This window comes from Mitsuokella apri, assembly GCF_051886055.1.
Taxonomy (GTDB): Bacteria; Bacillota; Negativicutes; order Selenomonadales; family Selenomonadaceae; genus Mitsuokella.
In genome coordinates this window covers 67,162-89,274 of record NZ_JBJEXT010000036.1, presented here as the reverse complement: position 1 = coordinate 89,274, position 22,113 = coordinate 67,162, and the positions used below count along the sequence as shown (strand labels likewise).

Annotated in this window: 19 protein-coding genes; 1 reads left to right on the top strand and 18 read right to left on the bottom strand. The window is 54.8% G+C overall.

Annotation, left to right across the window (positions count from 1 at the left end):
* Window positions 1-21: 21 nt before the first annotated feature.
* The 6 genes from pssA to ACI4OH_RS04980 all read right to left on the bottom strand — a co-directional run bounded on the left by pssA (window position 22) and on the right by ACI4OH_RS04980 (window position 5,709).
* A complete protein-coding gene (gene pssA, locus ACI4OH_RS05005) occupies window positions 22-732 on the bottom strand; it encodes a CDP-diacylglycerol--serine O-phosphatidyltransferase (protein WP_432646960.1) in 711 nt (236 codons plus the stop codon).
* Window positions 732-1,418, bottom strand: a complete 687-nt coding sequence (locus ACI4OH_RS05000) for a phosphatidylserine decarboxylase family protein (RefSeq protein ID WP_432646968.1) — start codon at window positions 1,416-1,418, stop codon at window positions 732-734. The genes pssA and ACI4OH_RS05000 overlap by 1 nt, the downstream gene beginning before the upstream one ends.
* Window positions 1,419-1,574: 156 nt before the next feature.
* A complete protein-coding gene (locus ACI4OH_RS04995) occupies window positions 1,575-2,306 on the bottom strand; it encodes a WecB/TagA/CpsF family glycosyltransferase (RefSeq protein ID WP_503908218.1) in 732 nt (243 codons plus the stop codon).
* A gap of 239 nt (window positions 2,307-2,545) precedes the next feature.
* The gene (locus tag ACI4OH_RS04990) at window positions 2,546-3,922 is read right to left on the bottom strand and encodes an MATE family efflux transporter (RefSeq protein WP_439784284.1); all 1,377 of its coding nucleotides are present in this window, start codon (window positions 3,920-3,922) and stop codon (window positions 2,546-2,548) included.
* A 43-nt stretch (window positions 3,923-3,965) separates the two neighbouring features.
* Entirely contained in the window at window positions 3,966-4,814 is an 849-nt protein-coding gene (locus ACI4OH_RS04985) for an aldo/keto reductase (protein WP_439784283.1), read from the bottom strand.
* 43 nt (window positions 4,815-4,857) lie between these two features.
* On the bottom strand, window positions 4,858-5,709 hold the full coding sequence (locus ACI4OH_RS04980; RefSeq protein ID WP_439784282.1) for an aldo/keto reductase: 852 nt from the start codon (window positions 5,707-5,709) through the stop codon (window positions 4,858-4,860).
* Between the two features lie 197 nt (window positions 5,710-5,906).
* Here ACI4OH_RS04980 and ACI4OH_RS04975 point away from each other — a divergent pair, with 197 nt between their 5' ends.
* The gene (locus ACI4OH_RS04975) at window positions 5,907-6,749 is read left to right on the top strand and encodes a LysR family transcriptional regulator (RefSeq protein ID WP_432646965.1); all 843 of its coding nucleotides are present in this window, start codon (window positions 5,907-5,909) and stop codon (window positions 6,747-6,749) included.
* A 466-nt stretch (window positions 6,750-7,215) separates the two neighbouring features.
* Here the strand turns inward: ACI4OH_RS04975 and aspS are convergent, their stop codons facing one another.
* The 12 genes from aspS to ACI4OH_RS04915 form a co-directional block, all read right to left on the bottom strand.
* Complete coding sequence (aspS, locus tag ACI4OH_RS04970; protein ID WP_439784281.1) at window positions 7,216-9,021, bottom strand: aspartate--tRNA ligase; 1,806 nt, start codon at window positions 9,019-9,021, stop codon at window positions 7,216-7,218.
* Window positions 9,021-10,286, bottom strand: a complete 1,266-nt coding sequence (hisS, locus tag ACI4OH_RS04965; protein ID WP_435721070.1) for a histidine--tRNA ligase — start codon at window positions 10,284-10,286, stop codon at window positions 9,021-9,023. Before hisS ends, aspS begins: the two co-directional genes overlap by 1 nt.
* A gap of 18 nt (window positions 10,287-10,304) precedes the next feature.
* Window positions 10,305-11,819 (bottom strand): coproporphyrinogen dehydrogenase HemZ, encoded by a 1,515-nt coding sequence (gene hemZ / locus ACI4OH_RS04960; protein ID WP_439784280.1) that lies wholly within the window; start codon window positions 11,817-11,819, stop codon window positions 10,305-10,307.
* Window positions 11,803-12,273, bottom strand: coding sequence for a Fur family transcriptional regulator (locus ACI4OH_RS04955; protein ID WP_432648312.1), 471 nt, complete (start codon window positions 12,271-12,273; stop codon window positions 11,803-11,805). Before ACI4OH_RS04955 ends, hemZ begins: the two co-directional genes overlap by 17 nt.
* A 178-nt stretch (window positions 12,274-12,451) precedes the next feature.
* Window positions 12,452-14,677 carry a RelA/SpoT family protein gene (locus ACI4OH_RS04950; protein WP_435721072.1) on the bottom strand — a complete coding sequence of 742 codons (2,226 nt, stop codon included), beginning with the start codon at window positions 14,675-14,677 and terminating at the stop codon, window positions 12,452-12,454.
* Window positions 14,678-14,760: 83 nt separating this feature from the next.
* On the bottom strand, window positions 14,761-16,746 hold the full coding sequence (gene recJ, locus ACI4OH_RS04945) for a single-stranded-DNA-specific exonuclease RecJ (RefSeq protein ID WP_439784328.1): 1,986 nt from the start codon (window positions 16,744-16,746) through the stop codon (window positions 14,761-14,763).
* A gap of 184 nt (window positions 16,747-16,930) precedes the next feature.
* A complete protein-coding gene (secF, locus tag ACI4OH_RS04940) occupies window positions 16,931-17,848 on the bottom strand; it encodes a protein translocase subunit SecF (protein ID WP_439784279.1) in 918 nt (305 codons plus the stop codon).
* Window positions 17,841-19,079 (bottom strand): protein translocase subunit SecD, encoded by a 1,239-nt coding sequence (secD, locus tag ACI4OH_RS04935; protein WP_432647457.1) that lies wholly within the window; start codon window positions 19,077-19,079, stop codon window positions 17,841-17,843. The genes secF and secD overlap by 8 nt, the downstream gene beginning before the upstream one ends.
* A 47-nt stretch (window positions 19,080-19,126) precedes the next feature.
* Window positions 19,127-19,735 (bottom strand): 5-formyltetrahydrofolate cyclo-ligase, encoded by a 609-nt coding sequence (locus ACI4OH_RS04930; protein WP_439784278.1) that lies wholly within the window; start codon window positions 19,733-19,735, stop codon window positions 19,127-19,129.
* The gene (gene yajC / locus ACI4OH_RS04925) at window positions 19,735-20,013 is read right to left on the bottom strand and encodes a preprotein translocase subunit YajC (RefSeq protein WP_295631793.1); all 279 of its coding nucleotides are present in this window, start codon (window positions 20,011-20,013) and stop codon (window positions 19,735-19,737) included. Before yajC ends, ACI4OH_RS04930 begins: the two co-directional genes overlap by 1 nt.
* Before the next feature lie 65 nt (window positions 20,014-20,078).
* Window positions 20,079-21,206: a tRNA guanosine(34) transglycosylase Tgt gene (gene tgt / locus ACI4OH_RS04920; protein WP_432647450.1), complete on the bottom strand. Its 1,128-nt coding sequence runs from the start codon at window positions 21,204-21,206 to the stop codon at window positions 20,079-20,081.
* 30 nt (window positions 21,207-21,236) lie between these two features.
* Complete coding sequence (locus tag ACI4OH_RS04915; protein ID WP_435721075.1) at window positions 21,237-22,097, bottom strand: shikimate dehydrogenase; 861 nt, start codon at window positions 22,095-22,097, stop codon at window positions 21,237-21,239.
* Window positions 22,098-22,113: the final 16 nt, after the last annotated feature.

Here is a 22,113-nt window from a genome sequence, read left to right as displayed (position 1 = left end):
AGGATGTGTGAACAAAAACAATCAGCCTTTCTTTGCAAAACTTGCCAGCAGAGAATTGACGATGCCCAGCACCGCATACGTCGAGAAGACAGCCACAGCGAGGGCTGCAGGAAGCGATGCGTGGCCGAGCCAGAGGATCGCGATAAACATGACGAGCGCGACAACCTTCGAAATCATATAGATGGGCTCGCCGCCGTCACCCTTGAAGTTCGGATAATGGACGTGACTGACCATGAGCCAGCCGACAAAAGCCATGATGATGGGATAAGCGATGCCAAAGCTCATCGGGTCAACCCCGAGATTCACAAAGAGCAGCGTCGTCATGGCAACGATATTGCCGCCGGCCGGAATGGCAAGGCCCATGAAATAGCCGTGCACGACCGCAGCATTGACATTGAAGCGCGCGAGTCTCCACATGCCGCAGATGGCAAAGAAAATCACGACAACGACGCCCAGCAAATCGTAATTGTGCAGGACGAACGACCATGCGAGAAAAGCCGGCGCGATGCCAAACGAGCCAAGGTCACAAAGGGAATCCATCTCCTTGCCCATTTCACTGGCCACGCCAAAGAAACGCGCCGTGCGGCCATCGAGGCCATCTGCGACAAGAGCGAGCAGGATGAAAATCGAGCCCCACGTGAGATTGCCGCTGTACGTAGCAAGAATCGAACACATGCCGAAGACGAGGTTCGACGAAGTACACATATTCGGTATTAACCTGCGATAATCCATCAGTCTTTAATCCTCCCAATAATGGTCATGCCACCGGTGACTTTTTCGCCTTTTTTGACGTTGACGGCGACATTTTTCGGCACGACGACCTCAAGGCACGAACCGAACTTGATCATGCCGTAGAGTTCGCCCTGCTCGAGCTTGTCGTCGAGTGTGACATAAGAAACGATGCGGCGGGCTAAAATGCCGGCAATCTGCTTGACCGTAATGCGCAGATTGCCATTTTCGATGCCGAGCAGATGATGCTCATTCTCGAAGCCGACCGTATCCTTATAAGCCGGACGGAAACGGCCGCAGTAGTACTTCTGGAGCTTGATTTCCCCCGCCATCGGGCTGCGGTTGACATGTACATTGAAAACCGACATAAAGATGACGACTTTCGTGCACGGCCCCTTGACAAAGGCATCTTCATCCTTCTCAAGCTCGACGATATCCGTTACTGTTCCGTCCGCCGGTGACAGGATGACCGAAGCATCTTTTTTGATCGTACGCTTCGGATTGCGGAAGAAATAACAGAAATAGAGCATGAGGATTCCCGGGATGACAGCTGCCAAAGGATGAAGCGACCAGCCGAAAAGCAGTGTCAGCAAAAAACAGCCCCCGATAAATGGATAGCCCTCTGAAATAATCGGAGTCAAAACTCCACCTCCTGATCCCTTTATTCCGAACGTGCAGGCAAAAATCATCTGCACACTGAGAAGGCCAGCTTCAAACTGGCCTCCCTGCTAATTTATCATTATAACGGATTGCCCTGCCTTTGTCCATAAGCAGAGGGCACTTCAGAGCCCCTCTCTTTAAAAGTCAAGGCAAAATATCACTTTTGCGTTTTACCTTCTTATTATTTATTGTCTGCTTTTCTCGTTGTGGACCTTAAGGACAAACTTCGGCAGCGCCATGAGGCGGCCGGCGCGCTTCGGCTGCAGCATGCCGCGGAACAGCCACTCGAGCTTGGCTTTCTGCATCCAGCGCGGGGCGCGCTTCATGACGCCCGCCATGACATCTAAAGTACCGCCGACGCCAATCGATACCGGCACGCCGAGTTCCTTCCGATGCTTATAGAGCCATTTTTCCTGTTTCGGCACGCCAAGAGCCGCGAGCAAAAGGTCCGGTTTGGCTTTGCGGATATTCTCGATGATTTCCGGTTCATCCTTCTCCGAGAAGAAGCCGTTGCGCGTGCCGACAATCTCGATGCCCGGATAGAGCTTCTCAGCCTTCTTTTTGGCAAGCTCTGCGACGCCCGGTGCCGAGCCGAAGAAATAGATGCGGCGCTTTTTCTCTGGCGCGCGTTTCATGAGTTCCTGCGCGAGGTCGTAGCCTGCGACGCGTTCCGGCATATCATGGCCGAGATGATGTGCGGCCCAGACCGTGCCGGCACCGTCCGGCACGACGAGCGCGGCGTCATTTAAAATCTTCATAAGCTCGCGGTCGTGCGTAGCCCGCATGATCATCTCGGCATTGGCCGTCGCGATGAGTACGCCGCTCATCTCATCCATATATTGTTCAACCTGAGCGACGGCTTCCTCCATCGTGACAGGATCCACCTTGACACCCAGAATATCAATCTTCTTCGGCAAATCATTACCCCCTTAGGCTTAGGCTTAAGCTGGAAATTCTGCAAGTCCCTGCAAGCCCTTATGATATAAAGTTAATTTTATCATAGGGCCTGTGTATTTTACAAGTGCGAATTCCATGCGAAAATGACGGGCAGAAAAGATCAAAAAATAAACGAAGCGGACAAAGCCTTCATGGGCTCTGTCCGCTTCTCACCTGCTGCCTTTGCAAAAGGCAGGGGATTTATCTTATATTTTATTTTTTATGCACGTGCTAAGTCCATTTCCTCACGCAGGCGGGTGGCGTAATTCTTGATGATGTTTTGACGCAGTCTGCGGTAGACGATGGCGAGCAGCAGGGCCGTGGCGAGCCAGCTCAGCGGATAGCAGGTCAGCAGCATCGTAAAGCTCGGCGCCGCTGCAAAGATGGTCAGCACCCAGATGATGCGCACGCCGCAGACCGTGAAGAGCACGACAAGAGCAGGCGGCAGGGAATAGCCGTAGCCGCGCAGGGAGCCGGACAAAATCTCGATGACGCCATTGATGATCTGCACGCCCGTGACCATGTAGATGCGCATGACACCGTACGAAATGACGAGAGGATCCTTAGCAAACAGCGCTATGAGCGGATGCGCGGCCAGCACGGTCGCCATGGACACGGCAAAGACAAAGATGGTCTCGACCTGCAGCGTCTTTTTTGTCACATCGAAGCAGCGGCGGATCTTCAGTGCGCCGAAATTCTGGCCGACGAAGGTCGTAGCGGCCTGACCAAAGCCATTGACAAAGGCATAGATGTTGATTTCGATGGCAAAGGCCGCCGAAGATGCCGCCATGGCCTCAGGACCAAGGCTATTGATAGCCGACTGGATGACGAGGTTGGAGACCGAAAATACCATGCCCTGCACACCGGCCGGCAGGCCGATGCGGACAATTTCCTTCAGTTCACTGGACGCAAACGTCATATGACGCAGCGAGAGATGCAGTCCTGGATGACGCACGAGCAGGATAAAGAGCACGACGGCATCGAGCACATAGGCAAGCACCGTGACCCAGACAATGCCGGCAAGGCCAAAGCCGAGCGAGGCCGTCAAAAGGTCGAGCACGGCATTGAGCACAGCCGCTAAAATCAAGGCGTAAAGCGGCGTCCGGCTGTCGCCCATGGCGCGGAACAGCGCAGCCTCAAAATTGTAAAGGGAAAGAAACGGCATCGAGCAGAAGAAAATTCGCAGATAAACTTCGGCCTCATTCTGCACTTCGGGCGGCACGTTCAAAAGCGCCAGAAGCGGCGTCGTCACGATTTCACCGATGACGGCAAAGGCAAGGCCCAAAAGCAGGGCAAAGAGCACGGAAGTATGGAGAATCTTGTTTGCTTCTTTTTCCTTGCGGCCGCCGATGGCCTGTGCCAGCAGTACATTGGCGCCCAAAGACAGGCCGACGAGCAGGGAAATCAGCAAAGTCAGCACAGGCGTGTCATTGCCGACGGCCGCCATCGCGGACGGGCCGACAAAACGGCCCAGAATGAGCACGTCCGTGCCGCTGACGAGCTGCTCACAGATGATGGTAAATGCTACGGGCAGTGCGAAACGAAAGATCTTGCCGGCCAGAGGTCCTTCTAAGAAATTATCTGCATTTTCATTCATATGAATTATCTGTCCTCCTTATGACAAATCTTTCCGGAAATGCTTAGTCGTGAATCTTCATTTTGCCGATGAACAGAGCCCTCTGTGGGTCCATTTCATCGTAAATCGGACTCTTTTTCGTATCGAGCGTGCGAATTGCCGCCATGTCTTTTTCATCGAGCTTAAAATCAAAGACATTGAGATTTTCTTCCATGCGTTCCTTGTGTACGGATTTCGGGATGACGACGATGCCGCGCTGCAGCAGCCAGCGGAGCATGACCTGCCCCGTCGTTTTGCCGTGCTTCTTCGCAATCTCCTGCAGAAGCGGATTCTGGAATACATGATTTGCGCCTTCAGCAAACGGTGCCCATGCCTCCTGCTGGATGCCCTGCTCTTTCATGAAGGCTTCTTCGGCCCATTTCTGATTCCAGACATTCGTCTCAATCTGATTGACGGCCGGCTTTATTTCATTGCAGTTGAAAAGGTCTGCAAGGCGTTCATTCCAGAAGCTCGTCACACCGATGGCGCGGATGCGTCCTTCCTTATAAAGACGCTCCATCGCACGCCATGAACCATAATAATCGCTGTACGGTTTATGGATGAGGTAAAGGTCGAGATAATCGAGACCGAGTTTTTTCATTGAAGTATCAAAGGCGCGCAGCGTATTGTCATAGCCATGGTCCTGCACCCAGAGCTTCGTCGTTACAAAGAGCTCCTCACGCGGCAGGCCGCTGCTTTTGATGGCCGCGCCGACACCTTCTTCATTGCCATAGGAAGCTGCCGTATCAATCAGGCGGTAGCCGACCTCAAGCGCCGTGCTGACGGCTTTTTCCGTCTCAGCCGGTTTTGTCTGAAACACGCCGTAGCCGAGCTGCGGCATTTTGACGCCATTGTTGAGTGTTACATATTCCATGATAAAAATCTCCTTCCAAAACTGAAAAGCAACTGGTCAAATCTTATTTTTCAAAGCAAAGATGCATCGTGGCATAGCTTTCTTCCACCTTGTCATCGGGATGATAATAACGCTTTGTGCCGTCGAGTTTGGCGATTTCCTTCATCTCTTCATCGGTCAGTGAGAAATCGAAGATGTCGAAATTAGAGCGGATATGCTCAGGATTCTTCGAACCCGGAATCGTCATGACGCCGTACTGGACGGCCCAGCGCAGAAGAATCTGCACCGTGTTCTTATGATATTTCGCGGCGAGTTCCTCAAAAATCTTTTCGTGCAGCAGTCCCGCATCGCCATGGCCGAGCGGATACCAGCCCATGAGCTTTGTGCCGTATTCCTTCAGGCGGTCCATCTGCTCATGATGGGCAAAATAAGGATGCGTCTCAAGCTGGATGACATGCGGCTTGATGTCGGCAGCAGCGAGAAGCTTTTCCAGCTTTTTGCCGTGGAAGTTCGAAATGCCGATGGATTTTGCCTTGCCTTCTTTATAAGCTTTCTCAAGCTGCTCATAACCCGCGATAAAATTGCCGGCCGGCTGATGGATGAATAGCAAATCCACATAATCAAGGCCAAGGCGTTTTAACGTTTCGTCAACGGCCGTTTCCTTTTCGTACACCGTCGGCCAGAGCTTTGTCGAAATGAAGAGCTCTTCGCGCTTGACAAGACCTTCATTAATTGCACGGGCCACGGCCCTGCCGACAGCTGCTTCGTTGAGATAGCCGTTGGCCGTGTCAATCAGGCGATAACCGCAGCGAATCGCCTCATAGACGGATTTTTCCGTATCTTCAAGGCTCAAAAGATAGGTACCGACACCGAGAAGAGGTGCCTTTACGCCATTGCTTAACGTTGTAAATTCCATGAAAATCATCCTTTCGTTATACATCAAGATTTTAGTATTTCTTTTGTTATTTCCTTAGTGTCTTTCTTTGATTCTTATCATACGAGGATTTCGCGAATAAGTACAGTTCCGCTTTTGCAAGCTGCTATGCGTACCATGCATGCTGGCCTGTTTTCAAACAGGAATATCTGTGCTACACTGATGGCGAGGTGATAAATATGTTTGAACTCAGTCAGTTAGAGCAGCTCTTGGCCTTCGCGAGATACGGCACACTTTCGGCCGCAGCCGAGCATCTCCATTTGTCGCAGCCGGCCCTGAGCCGCTCCATGCGCCGTCTTGAAGAAGACCTCTCCGTGCCGCTCTTCACCCATGCCAAAAATAAGATTGCCTTCAATGAAAACGGCGAACTCGCCGTCAAATACGCCGAGCAGATTGTCCGCGAAGCGTGCGAAATGAAGACGAATCTGCTCGCTGCGGAAAGAGCCCGCCATACGATTTTTGTCGGCAGCTGCGCCCCCGCGCCTTTATGGACACTCCTTCCCCATCTCTCGGCGCTTTACCCCGATATGACGATTACCTCAGAAATCCGCGGCCTCGATACATTAAAAGAAAAACTGCTCGATAAGACCTATCAGCTTATCGTTCTTCCTTATCCTATAGAAGAAGCAGGCTTTTCCTGTCAGGAAATCGGCGAAGAACACTTATGCTTTACCCTGCCGCCGGCCCATCCGCTGGCGCATAAAACATCCCTGCATCTTGCCGACCTCAACGGCGAGACCATGCTGCTGCGTCCAAATCTCGGCTTCTGGTTTGACCTTGTCAAAAAGGCCATGCCGGATACGAACTTTTTGATACAGGATGAAAATGCCTTCGATGAACTCGTCCGCTTCTCCGTCCTGCCCACTTTTGTGACCGATTTAAGCCTGCAGCGAATCGGCGCACCCGAAGGCCGTGTCGTCATCCCGATTGAAGACGAAGCCGTCAATATCCACTACTACTGCTGCTACGAGAAAAACACCCTGCCAAAACTCACCAAACTTCTCCATGATGGTAATAAATAAAGGAAGAAAAAATAAGGAGGAGCGAAGCAAACTCCGCCTAAGCAGCCAAGATGTAACCCCCCAGTAACAACACTGCTGGAAGTAAGGAAGGGGATGTCCATAAGCGGAGCTTTGACAGATGGCGTAAAGAACTTATTTTTTGCCAACCAAAACCCTTGCGAAAGAGCGTCCGTCCAAACGAAGTGCGTTTAGCTCTTTCGTAAGGATGCCATAAAAGGCAAAAAATAAGTTTAGCCAGCTGTCACCGCGGAGCGTTGGACATCCCCTTCCGTCTTCCCTGCCGCATCGTATCATAATAAGGCGGGAGGCAGCCGGCCCTGTCCAACGCTCCGCGCAGCAGGCTGAAGCTTCGCTTATGGACAGGGCCGGCTGCCTCCCTTAGTTTTTCTCTCCTATTGACACAAAAAGCCCCGAGCACCATTAGATGCTCGGGGCTTTTCCATACTAACCCTCTTAAACTTAAGGCTTAGTTTTCTTTCTTCTCTTTTTTCTTGACGGCCGTGCGGATCGACAGCTCGCGGAGCTGCTTCTCGTCAACCGGCGACGGAGCATTCGACATAACGTCGCGTGCACTCTGCGTCTTCGGGAAGGCGATGACGTCGCGGATCGACGGGCGTTTTGCCATGAGCATGACAAGACGGTCGAGACCGAAAGCGAGGCCGCCATGCGGCGGCGTGCCGTACTGGAACGCATCCATCATGAAGCCGAACTTCGTATGAGCCTGTTCTGGCGTGAGGCCGAGGGACTCGAAGACCTTTTCCTGCAGCTCTGCGTTATAGATACGCAGCGAGCCGCCGCCGATTTCAACGCCGTTGAGAACCATATCGTAAGCATTGGCCTTGACTTCGTCCATGCGGTCCGTGTTGAGAAGAGGAATATCTTCATCGCGCGGAGCCGTGAACGGATGATGCATGGCCTTAAAGCGGTGCTCTTCCTCGCTCCACTCGTACATCGGGAAGTCGACGACCCAGAGGAAACGGAGTGCATCCGGATCAATGAGATTGCGCTCTTTGCCCATCTCGAGGCGCAGCTGGCCGAGAGCCGTATCGACGACGAGACGCTTGTCAGCGACGACGAGCAGCAGGTCGCCCGTCTTGGCGCCCGTAGCTTCGGCGATCTTGGCAAACGTTTCATCATCGTAGAACTTCTTGAACGGGCTCTTGATGCCGTCTGCCGTGTACTGAATCCAGGCAAGGCCTTTGGCACCGTAGACTTGAACGAACTTGACGAGGTCGTCGAGGCGGCGGCGCGGGATGTCGGCGTAGCCGTCGACCTTGATGCACTTGACCATGCCGCCATTTTCGATGACGGAGTTGAAGACCTTGAAGCTCGAACCCTTGACGTACTCGGAGATGTCCATGAGCGGCATGTCAAAGCGCAGGTCCGGTTTATCGGAGCCGTACTTGTCCATGGCCGTATCCCACTCCATGCGCTCGAACGGCGTCGGGATGTCCTTGCCGATGGCTTTCTTGAAGAGCTCTTTAATCATGGCTTCCATGAGCGTCAGGATATCGTCCTGGCTCATGAAGCTCATCTCGATATCGAGCTGCGTGAATTCCGGCTGGCGGTCAGCGCGCAGGTCTTCATCGCGGAAGCAGCGGACAATCTGGAAGTACTTCTCAAAGCCGGCAACCTGCAGAATCTGCTTGAAGATCTGCGGGGACTGCGGCAGGGCGTAGAACTCGCCCGGATTGACGCGGCTCGGGACGAGGAAGTCGCGGGCGCCTTCCGGCGTGCTCTTGCAGAGCATCGGCGTCTCGATTTCGAGGAAGCCGTTGCGGTCGAAGAAGTCACGCATGATCTTCGTCACGCGGTGACGCAGGATGATGTTCTTCTGCATCTCCGGGCGGCGCAGGTCGAGATAACGGTACTTGAGGCGGACCATCTCGTCCACATCAATGCCATCCTGAATGTAGAACGGCGGCGTCTTCGACGTATTGAGGATGCGCAGCTCTGCGCAGACGACCTCAACTTCGCCCGTATCGATGTTCGGGTTGATCGTCTCTTCGCTGCGCGCACGGATCTTGCCGCGTACGGCAATGCAGAACTCGTTGCGCAGGGACTCTGCCTTGTGGAACGTTCCTTCGTTCATGGCAGCTTCATCGAAGACAATCTGCACGAAACCGGAACGGTCGCGCATGTCGACGAAAATCAGTCCGCCATGGTCACGACGACGGGAGACCCAGCCGCAGAGTACGACTTCCTGGCCAACATCCGTCTTGCGAAGCACGCCGCAATGATGGGTGCGCTTCATACCTTGTAATGTTTCCATTAACCTTTCACCTCAGCACATAGCTTTTCTATAATTGCATCAAAAGAAACCTTCTGCTGCTCGCTCTTTTCCATATCTTTGAGCATGACGCAGGATTCTTTGACTTCATCTTCACCGATGATCAGCGCAAAGCGGGCATGAGCCTTGTTTGCCTGTTTCATCTGGGCCTTCATACTGCGGCCCGCATAATCCATCGAAGCCTTGAGCCCGGCACGGCGCAGCTTTGTCAAAAGCGTAAACGCCGGTGCTTTTGCCGCGTCGCCAAGGGCGACGACAAAGGCATCCGTCTTCTTTGGCTGCTCCGGGATGAGATTCTGTTTCTCAAGGGCCAGCAGCACGCGCTCGAGGCCCGTCGCAAAGCCGACAGCCGGAGTCGGCTTGCCGCCGATTTCCTCGATGAGGCCGTCGTAGCGGCCGCCGCCGGCTACCGCGCTCTGGGCGCCGAGCGGCGCGTATTTGATCTCAAAGGCCGTCTTCGTGTAGTAATCGAGGCCGCGCACGAGACGCGGGTCGAGTTTAAACGAAACGCCGGCATCCGTCAGATAGCTCTGGACCTTCTCAAAATGCTCACGGCATTCGTCACAAAGGCAGTCCGTGATTTTCGGGGCATCGGCCATGAACGGCTTATCCGCATCGACCTTGCAGTCGAGGATGCGCAGAGGACTTCTCTCAAAGCGGTCCTTGCAGTCATCGCAGAGGTCATCGAGTTTATCGCGGAAGTAGTCCTGCAGGACCTTGCGGTAAACAGGACGGCACTTCGGGCAGCCGACGGAGTTCAGGCTGAGCTCGAGGTCTTTAAGACCAAGCGACTGCAGGAAATCGACGGCCAGCATGATGATTTCAGCATCGGCCATCGGATTCTCTTCACCGAGCGATTCGACGCCGAACTGATGGAATTCGCGCATACGGCCGGCCTGCGGACGGTCATAGCGGAACATCGAGCCGATGTAGAAGAGCTTGACGAGCGACGAATCGCCGTAGAGCTTGTTCTGCAGATAAGCGCGCACGACAGAGGCCGTGTTTTCCGGGCGCAGCGTGATGCTGCGTCCGCCGCGGTCCTCGAACGTGTACATTTCCTTGTCGACGACATCCGTACCTTCGCCGATGCCGCGATGGAAGAGCTCCGTGTGCTCAAAGAGCGGCGTGCGGATTTCTTCAAAGCCGTAGCGGCCGCAGATGTCGCGGATCTTTCCTTCAACGTAATTCCATTCGCCAACGGTATCTGGCAGAATGTCTTTTGTTCCCCGAGGGGCATTGGTGAGCATGAATCGTTCCCCCTGTTATCATGATTTGCCGTAAACTTCATCGAGAAGACTGCGGCGTTTTTCGATATACATATCGATGTCGCGCAGATACGTCACGAGGTCTTTGGCGTTAAACGAAGACTTCATGCGTTTCTGGCGGAAGTCGACGACCTTCGTGGAGGCCGCGCCGCCGATGCCGATGATGGTCTGATGTTCCTCCATAATCTGGATGTTGTACATGCCTTCGGCACCATCGCGGCAGCAGCCTACATTCTCAAGGTCGCCGCTCATATAACCCTGACGGTAGAGATAGTACGGGCGCATGCCGAGCTTTCTGACATAGGCCATCGCGACTTCCGACATGCGGCGCGTCTCCTCGTCCGACGGCAGCTCTACATGCTGCTCCTCCATCAAAAGCTTCAGGCGCGAGCCGCGCTTTAAGGCAAGGGCATGCAGCGTAATGTCGTCAGGGCCGAGCGCCGTGACCTTCTCCATCGTATCGCGCACATCCTCGGCCGTCTCGCCCGGAAGTCCGAGGATGAGGTCCATGTTGATATGCGGGATGCCGGCCTCGCGCAGTGCGTGAAACATCTTCACGACATCCTCCGGCGTATGCTGCCGGCCGATGCGGTGAAGCGTCTTGGCCTGCATCGTCTGCGGATTGACGCTGACGCGCGTGACATGAAGGCGTTTCATCGTCTCGATTTTGCCCTGCGTGATGCTGTCGGGCCGTCCGGCCTCGACGGTAAACTCCACCGTAGAAGGCTCATGAAAATCATTATATACCATCTCGAGCATTTCGGCAAAAAAATCGTCAGGCAGGCTCGTCGGCGTGCCCCCGCCCACGTAAATATTCTGCACGTGGAAGCCGTAATGAGAGATGGCATCCTTTGCGGCCGTCATGTCCTTTTTGAGCACATCCATAAACTGATGCAGCTTCTTGTCGCCCGGCAGAATGTTCGATGGGAATGAGCAGTAAAGGCAGCGCGTCAGGCAGAACGGGATGCCGATGTAGACGCTGACAGTCTTTTCGTCGGAAGTTTTCAGAAACGGCAGCTGGCGAAACGCCATCGGCACGATTTCGCGGGCCTTTTCCTCGCTGCAGGCATAATCCTCCTGCAGGCGCTCGATAATGCCCGCCTCATCCATGCCGCCGCGAATCCAGCGGTGCACGATTTTCGTCGGGCGCACGCCATGCAGAATGCCCCAGGGCGCCTGGGGCATTCCGAGTTCCTCGCGGAATATATGGTAGAGATTGAGCTTGATGAGACGGTTGACAGACGCCCCCTCGCGTTCGTCAAGGGCCCCCGTGCGGCGCTGCGTAAAGAGGCGTGCATGGCCTTCCCTGTCAAAAAGCATGAGCTTTGACTCGATGACCACGCGGCCGTCTTTTGTATCCTTCAGGCGGTGATTGATGACGGACAGCTGCAGATAGTCCGCCTCGCCGCGCCGGCCGACGATTTCGACCTTAAAGAGCACGAGCACCTCGCGCACGATTTTCGAGATGATTTCCTTTTTATTATTGAGCGTAAAGGTCTTAATCCTGAGCGCCATGTTCCTGTGCCTCCTGGCACTCCTTGCAGAGACCGAAGAATTTGACCTGATGGTCGCTGACCTTGAAGCCAATCTTGTTTTCGATATCCTGCTCAAGAGGCTCCAACAGGTCATCCTGGAATTCGATAACTTTGCCGCAGTTCGTGCAGATCAGATGATGATGGTGGTGCTTTGCCGGGTCCGTGCGGTTGACTTCGTAGCGGCTGCAGCCGTCGCCAAATTCCATTTTCTGCAGGATGCCGAGCTCAGAGAGCAGTTCGAGACTGCGGTAGACCGTCGCAAGGCCGATTTCAGATTTATTGTCGCGCAGGATGCCGTGGACATCCTCGGCGGAAAGGTGTTCGCCCGGATGGTCAAGGAAAATCTGCAGGACAATCTGGCGCTGCGGCGTCATTTTATGCTGTCTTTCCTGCAGCATTTTTTTGAGGTCATCCATCGTAAACGTCTGTGACATAAGTAAAATCCCCTTTTCTTTTATCCATACCTGCTTTTCTATCATAATTTACTTGATTTATTTGAACAACAGGCTTCTATGCGATTTAAATGCATACATTATAACAGAAATGTCACAAAAATACAATTCACTATAACAGGGTTTTATAAAACTTAAAGAAAAATTTAAAAACGAAGCCTCATTCTTTGCCCGGATGGCTGCCGAGGGCACGCGAGACGCTGTAGACGTTCTTGAGGCGGCGCATCTTTGTCATGATCTGCGCGACCTGCGTGGCGTTCTTGACATCGAGGCCCATGACGACCGTCGAGGTCTTGTTGCTGCGGTTCGGGTTCGCGTTGACGCTGCGGATGTTGATCTTCATCTCCGACGGCACGGCGAGAAGTTCGGCGAGCACGCCGCTCTTATCATTGCAGACAATCTCGATTTCGACCGTGTAGTCCTTGTCGAGGCCGATATCCCAGCTGACTTCGATCATGCGCGAAAAATCCGTGTCGCGCATGACATTCGGGCAGTCGGCACGGTGCACGGAAACGCCGCGTCCCTTCGTGACAAAGCCCGTGATCGGGTCGCCCGGAATCGGGTTGCAGCAGCGGGCCAGGCGCACAAGAAGGCCGCTTTCGCCCTCGACGAGCACGCCGTGGCTCGAACGGCTGCGCTTGCCGCTGTGCTGCGGCGTCTTGAGCTCCGAAAGCATCTTCGAGACGTCGGGTGGCGTTGCTTCCTTGAGGTCTTTCTTGTAGAGTTCGATGAGCTTCGTCATGACGCTGCGCACGGTCAGGCCGCCGTAGCCAAGAGCTGCGAGCAAGTCATTTTCACTTTGGATATTGAGTTTTTCCGCGACCTGCTGCAGTCTGCCCTCTTTCAGCAGCGATTTTGGCGCATAGCCGAGATGCTTGGCCTCATCCTTGATGAGTTCCAGACCGCGTTCGATGTTTTCTTCGCGTTTTTCTTTCTTGAACCACGAACGGATTTTGCTGCGCGTCTCAGACGATGCGACGATGTTGAGCCAGTCGCGGCTCGGGCCGTTGTTGGCCTTATTCGTGATGACGGAGACGATATCGCCGTTCTTGAGCTTGTATTCAAGCGGCACGAGCTTGCCGTTGACCTTCGCGCCGACGCAGTGATGGCCGACTTCCGTATGGATGCGGTACGCAAAGTCAATCGGGATGGAGCCCTTCGGCAGGTCGATGACGTCGCCTTTCGGCGTGAAGACAAAGACCTCGTCGGAGAAGATATCGACCTTGAGGGCTTCGAAGTATTCCTTCGGGTCGCTGAGTTCCTGCTGCAGGCTGACCATCTGGCGCAGCCAGCTCATTTTCTGGTCGACTGCACCCGTGGCCTTCGCGCCCTTGCCGGCCTCTTTATATTTCCAGTGCGCCGCGACACCGTATTCTGAGACCTGATGCATCGCAAACGTACGGATCTGGATTTCGAGCGGGTAGCCGCGCGTCATGACGGTCGTGTGCAGCGACTGATAGCCGTTCGACTTCGGCATGGCGATGTAATCCTTGAAACGGCCCGGAATCGGCTTCCACATGGCGTGGATGACACCGAGGACGCCGTAGCAGTCCTTGACGGAATCGACGAGCACGCGCACGGCGGAAAGGTCGTAGATTTCGCTGAGGTCCTTGTTGTCGCGCTTCATCTTCTTATAAATGCTGTAGAAGTGCTTGGCGCGGCCGCTGATATCGGCTTTGATATTGGCCTCTTTGAGTTTTTCCTGAATCTGCTTGATGGCCGTATCGATGAAGGACTGGCGCTCGCGGCGCTTCTGCTTGACGTTCTCGACGAGGTCGTAGTAGATTTCAGGCTCGAGATAGCGCAGGCAGAGGTCTTCAAGCTCCCACTTGATGCTCGAAATGCCGAGGCGGTTGGCAAGCGGCGCATAGATTTCAATGGTCTCGCGCGCAATGCGTTTCTGCTTATCCTCGCGCATATATTTGAGTGTGCGCATATTGTGCAGTCGGTCCGCGAGTTTGATCATGATGACGCGGATGTCCTTGGCCATGGCCAAAAACATCTTGCGGTAGCTCTCGAGCTGGGCTTCTTCCTTCGATTTATACTGCAGGCGGCCGAGTTTGGTCACGCCGTCGATGAGCATGGCGACTTCATCGCCGAACATTTCCTTCATCTGCTCATTCGTGTAAATCGTATCCTCGACGACATCGTGCAGAAGAGCCGCGCTGATGGTCACATCGTCAAGATGCAGCTGCGTGAGGATCTGGGCCACGTGCAGCGGATGGATGATGTACGCTTCCCCCGATACGCGTGTCTGGCCTTCATGTGCCTTTTTCGCCAGTTCATAGGCACGCCGGATGAGGTCGAGGTCGGCCTTCGGCGAATATTCTTTGACGGCGTCGATGATGGTGTCAATCGTCACCGGTTCTTTGTCTTTGTCATTCATACAACCCACTCCTTTATGCGGCAGCACGGCCAATGGCAGAGCTGCCGGCCACCTGTGCTTCTTTCTCTCTTTTTATACAGCAGTCAGATGACCTTATGCCGCCTGAACGTTGGTGAAGCTTCCAGCTCCATTTTGCCGTGCGCGGGCGGCAGATAATAGCTGCTTTCGCTAATATTCTCTCTTAGAATACCCAATTCCTGAAAAATGCGCAAGGCTGCACCCATCGTATACGCTGAAATATGATGAAAGGCCCTGCTGAAACCATCTGCAAGCGTCATTGTATCGAAGGGAATTTTCCCCTGCTGCTTCTGGCAGGCAAAGAGGAAGCGGTAGACATCGCGCAGAAGCTCCCTTTCGGGGAAAATGCGCTCGGAGCTTGCGGGGCTCAGGCTTTCCACCATGCACTGCAGGCTCTTCTGCCCGTTCCACTCGTTGACGGCCGGTGCGTAGACGATGTCGAGGGCTTCGCTGTTCACAGAAGGCAAGAGCTCTGCGTGATTCCACATGAGCCCCGTCACCGGATTTTCCTGCGTGCCGAGCTTGAAGCGCAGATGATTATGGTCACGGCCAATGGCGGCGGCTTCCCTGCCCCGCACATTGCGGCAGCCGAGATACGGCTTCGGGTTGCCCATGCCGTATGGCTCTAAGAGCGAAAGCTCTTCGACAAGGTCCAAGGTCAGTTCCTCAGGCATCATCTCAAATTCCACAGAAACTTTTGGCTCGTAGTCCTCTTCGGTGAGGTGTGCCCCTGCATAAGCGGCAAAGGCCTCGCGGAATGCGGGAATATCCTTCTCGCGAAGCGATAGGCCTGCTGCCATCGCGTGGCCGCCGAACTGCGTAAGGTGGTCTTGGCAGGCGGTCAGAGCCTCGTACATATTGAGCCCCTCGATGCTGCGGCACGAACCGCGGCAGCTGCCGTCTTCCCCAATCGACAGCACGATGGTCGGCTTGTAGAATTTATCGACAAGCCTTGATGCCGCGATGCCGATGACGCCGGGGTTCCAGCCCCTGCCCGCGATGACGATGGCCTTTTCTTCCGCCATGTCGAGGGGTTCGAGCTCTTTTTCTGCCTGCTCGCAGATGGCATGCTCGATTTCGCGGCGTTCGCTGTTCAGCATGTCGAGTTCTTCGGCAAGCTTCGCGGCCTTTTCGCGGTCCGTAGATGTCAAGAGGGCCACGCCCGTACGGGCCGACTCGATGCGTCCGGCCGCGTTGAGCCTCGGCGCGAGCAGAAAGCCCAGATGGCCGGCATTGATTTTCTTGTTCGTAAGGCCTGCGACTTCGATAAGAGCGGCCACGCCGGCAAGGTTAGACGACTCCATGCGCGCCATGCCTTCCTTGACGATGCGGCGGTTTTCGCCGCGCAGCGGCACGAGGTCCGCGACCGTGCCAAGGGCCACAAGCTCCAAATCCTCATGAAAAAGCTCCGCCTTCGGATGCAGCTTTTTCCCGACGGCCTGACAGAGCTTGAAGGCCACGCCGACGCCGCAGAGGTCCTTGAAGGGATACGGACAGTCTGCGCGGTGCGGGTTCAGCACGGCAAGAGCCGGCGGCAATGTCTTCCCTGGCAGATGGTGGTCCGTAATGATGATATCGAGACTTCCGTTCTCTGTAACGGCCGCGACATCGTCGACCGAGGCAATGCCGCAGTCGACCGTGATTAAAAGGTCGGTCTTCCCTGCGAGCTCTTCAAGGGCTTTGCGGTTCAGGCCATAGCCTTCCGTCATGCGGTCCGGGATGTAAAAGTCAGCACTCGCGCCCCAGCGCCTTAAGGCACGCACGAGAAGAGACGTCGCCGTCATGCCGTCGACATCGTAATCGCCGTAGACCGTGATTTTTTCGCCGTCACGCAGCGCTTTTTCAATGCGTGACGCCGCTTTATCCATATCACGCATCAGGAACGGGTCAACGTATGGCTGCTTTTCCGGATGCAGAAACACGTCAGCTTCTTCGCGCGTGCGGATGCCGCGGTGCCAGAGCAGGGCCGCGAGCGTCTTGTCCCGGCCGATGCTTTCGGCAAAAGTCCCAAGCTTCGGCACGGGCTCATATAAATTCCACTTTTTATACATCAATATCGTTTTTCCTTCTTTATTGTATACCTATTTCCATCATACAAGAAATAGACGTTCGATGCAATAAGATTCTTTCGCAGGACAGACTTCTCCTCTTTTTCAGGACGGCAAAATGAAAAAGAGAGCAAAAAAGCCGCCGCCATAGGGCAGCAGCTTTTAAAAATCTTGTGAACAGGCAGTCTCAGGCCGCAGCTTCCGGCTTCGGCTGATGTTTTTTCTTTTCACCCCAGTTGCGGAAGATGATCCAGAGCGGGCTGGCGATGAAAATAGACGAATAGCAGCCGACGGAGAAACCGACGAGCAGGGCAAAGGCAAAGTCCTTTGTCGTGTCGCCGCCGAAGAAATAAAGCGAAGCGGTCGTGAAGAGAACCGTGAAGACCGTGTAGAGAGAACGCGTCAGCGTCTGATAAATACTGCGGTTGACGAGCTGGTTGACGTCGCCGCCGCGACGGAAATGCAGCTTGAGGTTCTCGCGGATGCGGTCGAAAATGACGATGGTATCGTTGATGGAATAACCGACGATGGTCAAAAGGGCCGCAATGAATGAGGAATCAATCTGGCGCTGCGTCAGCGAGAACACCGCGAGCACGATGAGGATATCGTGAATCAGCGCGAGCACGGCCGCGATGCCGAAGCGGAGCTCAAAGCGGTACGCAACGTAGAGGATGATGAGGGCCCACGAAACGACAAGGGCAAGAAGCGCGTTCGTGATGAGCTCGCCGCCGATTGTGGCGCCGACTTTTTCTTCACGCAGCACTTTGTAATCGCCGAGGTCGCTCTTGAGTGTGGCCATGACTTCCTTGCGCTGGTCCTCTTCGAGGTCCTTCGTGCGGATCATAACGTCTTCGGATTCCTTGACATCCGACTGCGCGCCGGAAAGCTGAATCGTCGCGTCATCGAGGTCGTATTTGGCAAGGCTTGTGCGAACCTGCGAAATGGCGACCGGCTGATCGAATTTGAGGTCGATGATCGTGCCGCCGGTGAAATCGATGCCGAAGTTAAAACCGCGGACGAACATGCAGATGATTCCTGGGATGATGATCAGCGCGGAAATGAGGAACCAGATTTTCCGATGGCCTGCAATATCAAATTTAGGCATTCTTCTTCAGATCCTCCTTTTTCCAGAGCATGAAGCCCGTGACACCATAAGCTTTTGGATTCTCGAAGATCTTCGAGTCAACCATGAGCTTGAGCATGTAATGCGTCAGCGTGATAGCCGTGAACATCGAGAGCACAGTACCAAGGCCCAGCGTGATGGCGAAACCGCGGATCGTGCCGGTGCCGAGGAAGAACAGGACGGCGGCGGCGATGATGGTCGTGATGTTCGAGTCAAAAATTGTCGTGAACGCACGCTTGAAGCCCGATTCCATCGAAAGGCGCAGTGTCTTGCCCTGAATTTGATATTCTTCCTTGAAGTGCTCGAAAATCAGGACGTTCGCATCGACGGCCATACCAATGGACAGGATGATACCGGCGACGCCAGGCAGCGTCAGCGTAGCATCGAGGAGGTACAGCAGGCCAAGCAGCATAATGGTGTAAGCCATCAGCGCGATATCGGCGATGAAGCCCGACATGCGGTAAAAGAGAATCATGAACAGCAGGACGGCGCCGAGGCCGACAGCAAAGGCGAATTCCGATTTATCCTTAGAATCCTGGCCGAGCGTCGGGCCGACCGTGCGCGTCTCGATGATGTTGACTTTTACTGGCAATGCACCGCTCCGGAGGACGACAGCGAGGTTCTGGGCCTCTTCGAGCGTCTTCTGGCCGGAAATTTCAGCCTTGCCGCCGAGAATCGGCTCGCGGACGTTCGGAGCCGTCAGCACTTCGCCATCGAGCAGGATGGCAATCGTACGGCCAACATTCTTTGTCGTGAGGTCGGCGAATTTCTTCGCGCCTTCATCGGTGAATTCGAGGTTGACGACGTTCTGGCCGTTCTGCTGATTCGTCGCAGCCTGAGCGTCCTTGAGGTCGGTACCCGTGAGCACCGTATTGCCATCCTCGTCCTTGAATTCGAGCATGGCCGTCTTGCCGATGGTCTTGATGGCGGCATCCGGGTCCTTGACGCCCGGCAGCTCGATGATGACGCGGCGTTCGCCCTCACGCTGGATGATCGGCTCGGTGAGGCCGAGTGCGTTGACACGCTTCTCCATGATCGTGACGACACGGTTCATCGCATCATCGTTGACTTTTGCTGCATCCGTATCGACGGCTTCGAGCACGACATGCGTGCCGCCCTGCAGGTCAAGGCCCTGGCGGATGGAATTGGCCAGCGGCTTGACAAAAGCAAGGAAAATAGCGACGATCGCCACGATGCAGACAATGAGTTTGATGAGACTATTCTTTCTCAACGTTTCACAACCCTTTCTACGTGGTCTATTTATGGTTCAATCCGACGCGTTTCCGTCAGGATCAGATTGACTTTGGCATCATGTGCCTCCGTGGGCACCTGCGCCGTGATCTGGCCGTCAAAGGTCAGGGCTGCACGAAAAGCCTGCGGTGCTTTATCACTGAGGTAGCGGTCGTAGTAGCCGCCGCCAAGGCCCAGGCGGTCTCCCCTCTCGGAAAAAGCCGCGCCCGGCACAATGATGAGGTCAATATCGGAGCCAGGGATGATTTCCTGCAGCTCCTTTTTTACCGTCAGGATGCCGAACTCGCCTGCAACGAGAGCATCTAAAGAGGGCAGATTGACGACTTCCATCAGACCCCTGCCCGTAATCAGCGGCAGGCCGACGCGCTTGCCCTGTTTCAGGGCTTCGCGCAGGAGGTCGTAAAGCTGAACTTCATCCGGCATCGAGGCATAGGCAAAGATGGTTTTCGCTTTTTGGAAAGCCGGCTCTTCGTAAAGCCTCTGGAGAATGGCCCTGCTCTTTTCTGCGCGCTGCTCCTTTGTCAGGCTGCGGCGGAAAGCCACCATTTTTTTGCGCAGTTCTTTTTTAGCAGCGAGTTTTTCCTTATGAACCTGCTCTTCGTATGAAGCCTGGCCCATCAGGCAGCCTCCTGCTTTGTGACGTTGGCGTTGACGCTCGAGCGCACGACTTCGATGACGACGCCATCGGCAATCTTGAGTTTCAGCGATTTTTCACCGAGCTCTTCAATCGTGCCGTAGATGCCGCCAATCGTGATGACCTGATCGCCTTTTTTGAGGCTGTCCAGCATGCTCTTGCGGCGTTTCTGCTGGTTTTTCTGCGGACGGTACAGCAGAAAATAGAAAATCGCGATCATGACGACGATAGGACCCCAGGTCCCGAGTACTTCCGGACTCATAAAAACACTCCTTCTAAAATTTAAAATCTACATAATATATGGAAACGAATGAACGATGAACGAATTTACTGCTTGCCGTGCATCTGGTAATTATTGAAGAAATCCGCACGGAACTCCGTGAAGCGGTCTTCGAGAATCGCCTGACGCATGCGGCGCATGAATTCCTGCAGGAAGTAAAGATTGTGCAGTGACAGCAGGCGCAGGCCGAAAATCTCACCAGCCCGGACGAGATGGCGGATGTAGGCGCGCGTGTAGCCGTTGCGGCAGGCGTAGCAGCCGCAGCCCTCTTCGAGCACATGATGGTCGTGCGTGAACTGGGCGTTCTTCATGACGAGTCTTCCCGTCCAAGTCATGGCCATGCCGTTGCGCGCGACGCGCGTCGGGTAGACGCAGTCGAACATGTCGATGCCGCGCTGCACGCCTTCGACAAGGCAGTCCGGCGTGCCCACGCCCATGAGGTAGCGCGGCTTGTTTTCCGGCAGAAGCGAAGTCGAATATTCGAGCATCTCATACATGAGCTCCTTCGGTTCACCGACCGACAGGCCGCCGACGGCATAGCCCGGCAGGTCCATGGCGACGGTTTCCCTGGCGCTCCACTCGCGCAGGTTCTTGTGCATGCCGCCCTGCACGATGCCAAACAGGCCCTGATTGGGGGCCGTCATGGTCTTCTTGCAGCGCTCCAGCCAGCGGATCGTGCGCTCCGTCGATTTTTTTGCATAGTCGTAATCGGCCGGATACGGCACGCATTCGTCAAAGGCCATGACGATGTCCGAGCCCAGGGCCATCTGCACTTCCATCGAGACTTCCGGCGAAAGGAATTTCTTCGAGCCGTCGATATGCGAGCGGAAGGTCACGCCCTCTTCGGTGATTTTGCGCAAATCGCCGAGACTGAAGACCTGAAAGCCGCCGCTGTCCGTGAGTATGGCGCGGTCCCAGTGCATGAATTTATGCAGGCCGCCGGCCTCGCGGATGAGGTCCATGCCCGGACGCAGGAAAAGGTGATACGTATTCGACAGGATGATGCCTGCCCCGAGGTCCTTGAGCTCATCGGGCGAGACACCCTTGACAGATGCCTGCGTGCCGACTGGCATGAAGATTGGCGTGGGGAAGCTGCCGTGCGGCGTATGGATGATGCCGGCACGCGCCCCCGTGCGCTCGTCTTTTTTCACGAGTTCATAGGTGATTGCAGTCAAATAAAATCCTCAACTTTCTTATCTTTATTTTTATTTTTGGCGCTCGGCAAGTTCCGCACGCAGGGCCTGTTTCATCAGCGCGAGGTCAGGCTGTACGCCGGTCCAGAGCTTGAAAGACGCGGCCCCCTGCCCTGCGAGCATGCCTTCGCCATTGATGACGATATGGCCATGCTCCTTTGCTTCGCGCAGAAAACGCGTCACGGCCGGCGTGTAGATGATGTCGTAGACAAGGGCCGTCTTTTTGAGTTTCTCCCAGTCGACCGGTGCCATGCCCTCGACCTTCGGGTACATGCCGAGCGGCGTGGTATTGACGAGCAAATCCGTTGCGGCTAAATGCTCCCGGAATGCTGTATCTTCCCAATGCAGCACGCGGATATCACCGTACGCCGAAAATTCCTTGGCAAGTTTTTCAGCCTTCTGCGGATTGCGCACGCCGAGCGTGATGCGTCCGGCCTTGGCGCGCAGCAGGCCAAAGATTACGGCACGCGCCGCGCCGCCCGCGCCTAAAAGCGTGACTTCTTTGCCTTTCGGGTCAAAGCCCTGCTCCTCAAGCGGCTGCATAAAACCGATATAATCCGTATTACAGCCCATCAAATGGCCCTCGCGGTTCACGACGGTATTGACGGCGCCGATGATGCGGGCATCCTCAGCCACTTCGTCGAGTTCAGCCATGATGGCCTGCTTATGCGGAATTGTAACATTCCATCCCGTAAAGTTCATGGCCCTGAGGCCAGCTACAGCCTCTTTGAGTTTTTCCGGCGGCACGGGAAGCGAGATGTAGACGTAATCAAGCCCTGCCTTTTCGATGGCCGCATTCTGCAGCACCGGCGACAGGGAATGCGCGATGGGCCAGCCCATGACGCCGAGATTTTTAGTCGTTCCTTTGATCATGACGTGTTCCTCTCAG

What these genes read in the sequence shown, in the direction of transcription:
- pssA (WP_432646960.1), bottom strand. Translation starts at nt 732, where the DNA reads ATGGATTATCGCAGGTTAATACCGAATATGTGTACTTCGTCGAACCTC.
- ACI4OH_RS05000 (WP_432646968.1), bottom strand. Translation starts at nt 1,418, where the DNA reads ATGATTTTTGCCTGCACGTTCGGAATAAAGGGATCAGGAGGTGGAGTT.
- ACI4OH_RS04990 (WP_439784284.1), bottom strand. Translation starts at nt 3,922, where the DNA reads ATGAATGAAAATGCAGATAATTTCTTAGAAGGACCTCTGGCCGGCAAG.
- ACI4OH_RS04985 (WP_439784283.1), bottom strand. Translation starts at nt 4,814, where the DNA reads ATGGAATATGTAACACTCAACAATGGCGTCAAAATGCCGCAGCTCGGC.
- ACI4OH_RS04980 (WP_439784282.1), bottom strand. Translation starts at nt 5,709, where the DNA reads ATGGAATTTACAACGTTAAGCAATGGCGTAAAGGCACCTCTTCTCGGT.
- ACI4OH_RS04975 (WP_432646965.1), top strand. Translation starts at nt 5,907, where the DNA reads ATGTTTGAACTCAGTCAGTTAGAGCAGCTCTTGGCCTTCGCGAGATAC.
- aspS (WP_439784281.1), bottom strand. Translation starts at nt 9,021, where the DNA reads ATGGAAACATTACAAGGTATGAAGCGCACCCATCATTGCGGCGTGCTT.
- hisS (WP_435721070.1), bottom strand. Translation starts at nt 10,286, where the DNA reads ATGCTCACCAATGCCCCTCGGGGAACAAAAGACATTCTGCCAGATACC.
- hemZ (WP_439784280.1), bottom strand. Translation starts at nt 11,819, where the DNA reads ATGGCGCTCAGGATTAAGACCTTTACGCTCAATAATAAAAAGGAAATC.
- ACI4OH_RS04955 (WP_432648312.1), bottom strand. Translation starts at nt 12,273, where the DNA reads ATGTCACAGACGTTTACGATGGATGACCTCAAAAAAATGCTGCAGGAA.
- ACI4OH_RS04950 (WP_435721072.1), bottom strand. Translation starts at nt 14,677, where the DNA reads ATGAATGACAAAGACAAAGAACCGGTGACGATTGACACCATCATCGAC.
- recJ (WP_439784328.1), bottom strand. Translation starts at nt 16,746, where the DNA reads ATGTATAAAAAGTGGAATTTATATGAGCCCGTGCCGAAGCTTGGGACT.
- secF (WP_439784279.1), bottom strand. Translation starts at nt 17,848, where the DNA reads ATGCCTAAATTTGATATTGCAGGCCATCGGAAAATCTGGTTCCTCATT.
- ACI4OH_RS04930 (WP_439784278.1), bottom strand. Translation starts at nt 19,735, where the DNA reads ATGGGCCAGGCTTCATACGAAGAGCAGGTTCATAAGGAAAAACTCGCT.
- yajC (WP_295631793.1), bottom strand. Translation starts at nt 20,013, where the DNA reads ATGAGTCCGGAAGTACTCGGGACCTGGGGTCCTATCGTCGTCATGATC.
- ACI4OH_RS04915 (WP_435721075.1), bottom strand. Translation starts at nt 22,097, where the DNA reads ATGATCAAAGGAACGACTAAAAATCTCGGCGTCATGGGCTGGCCCATC.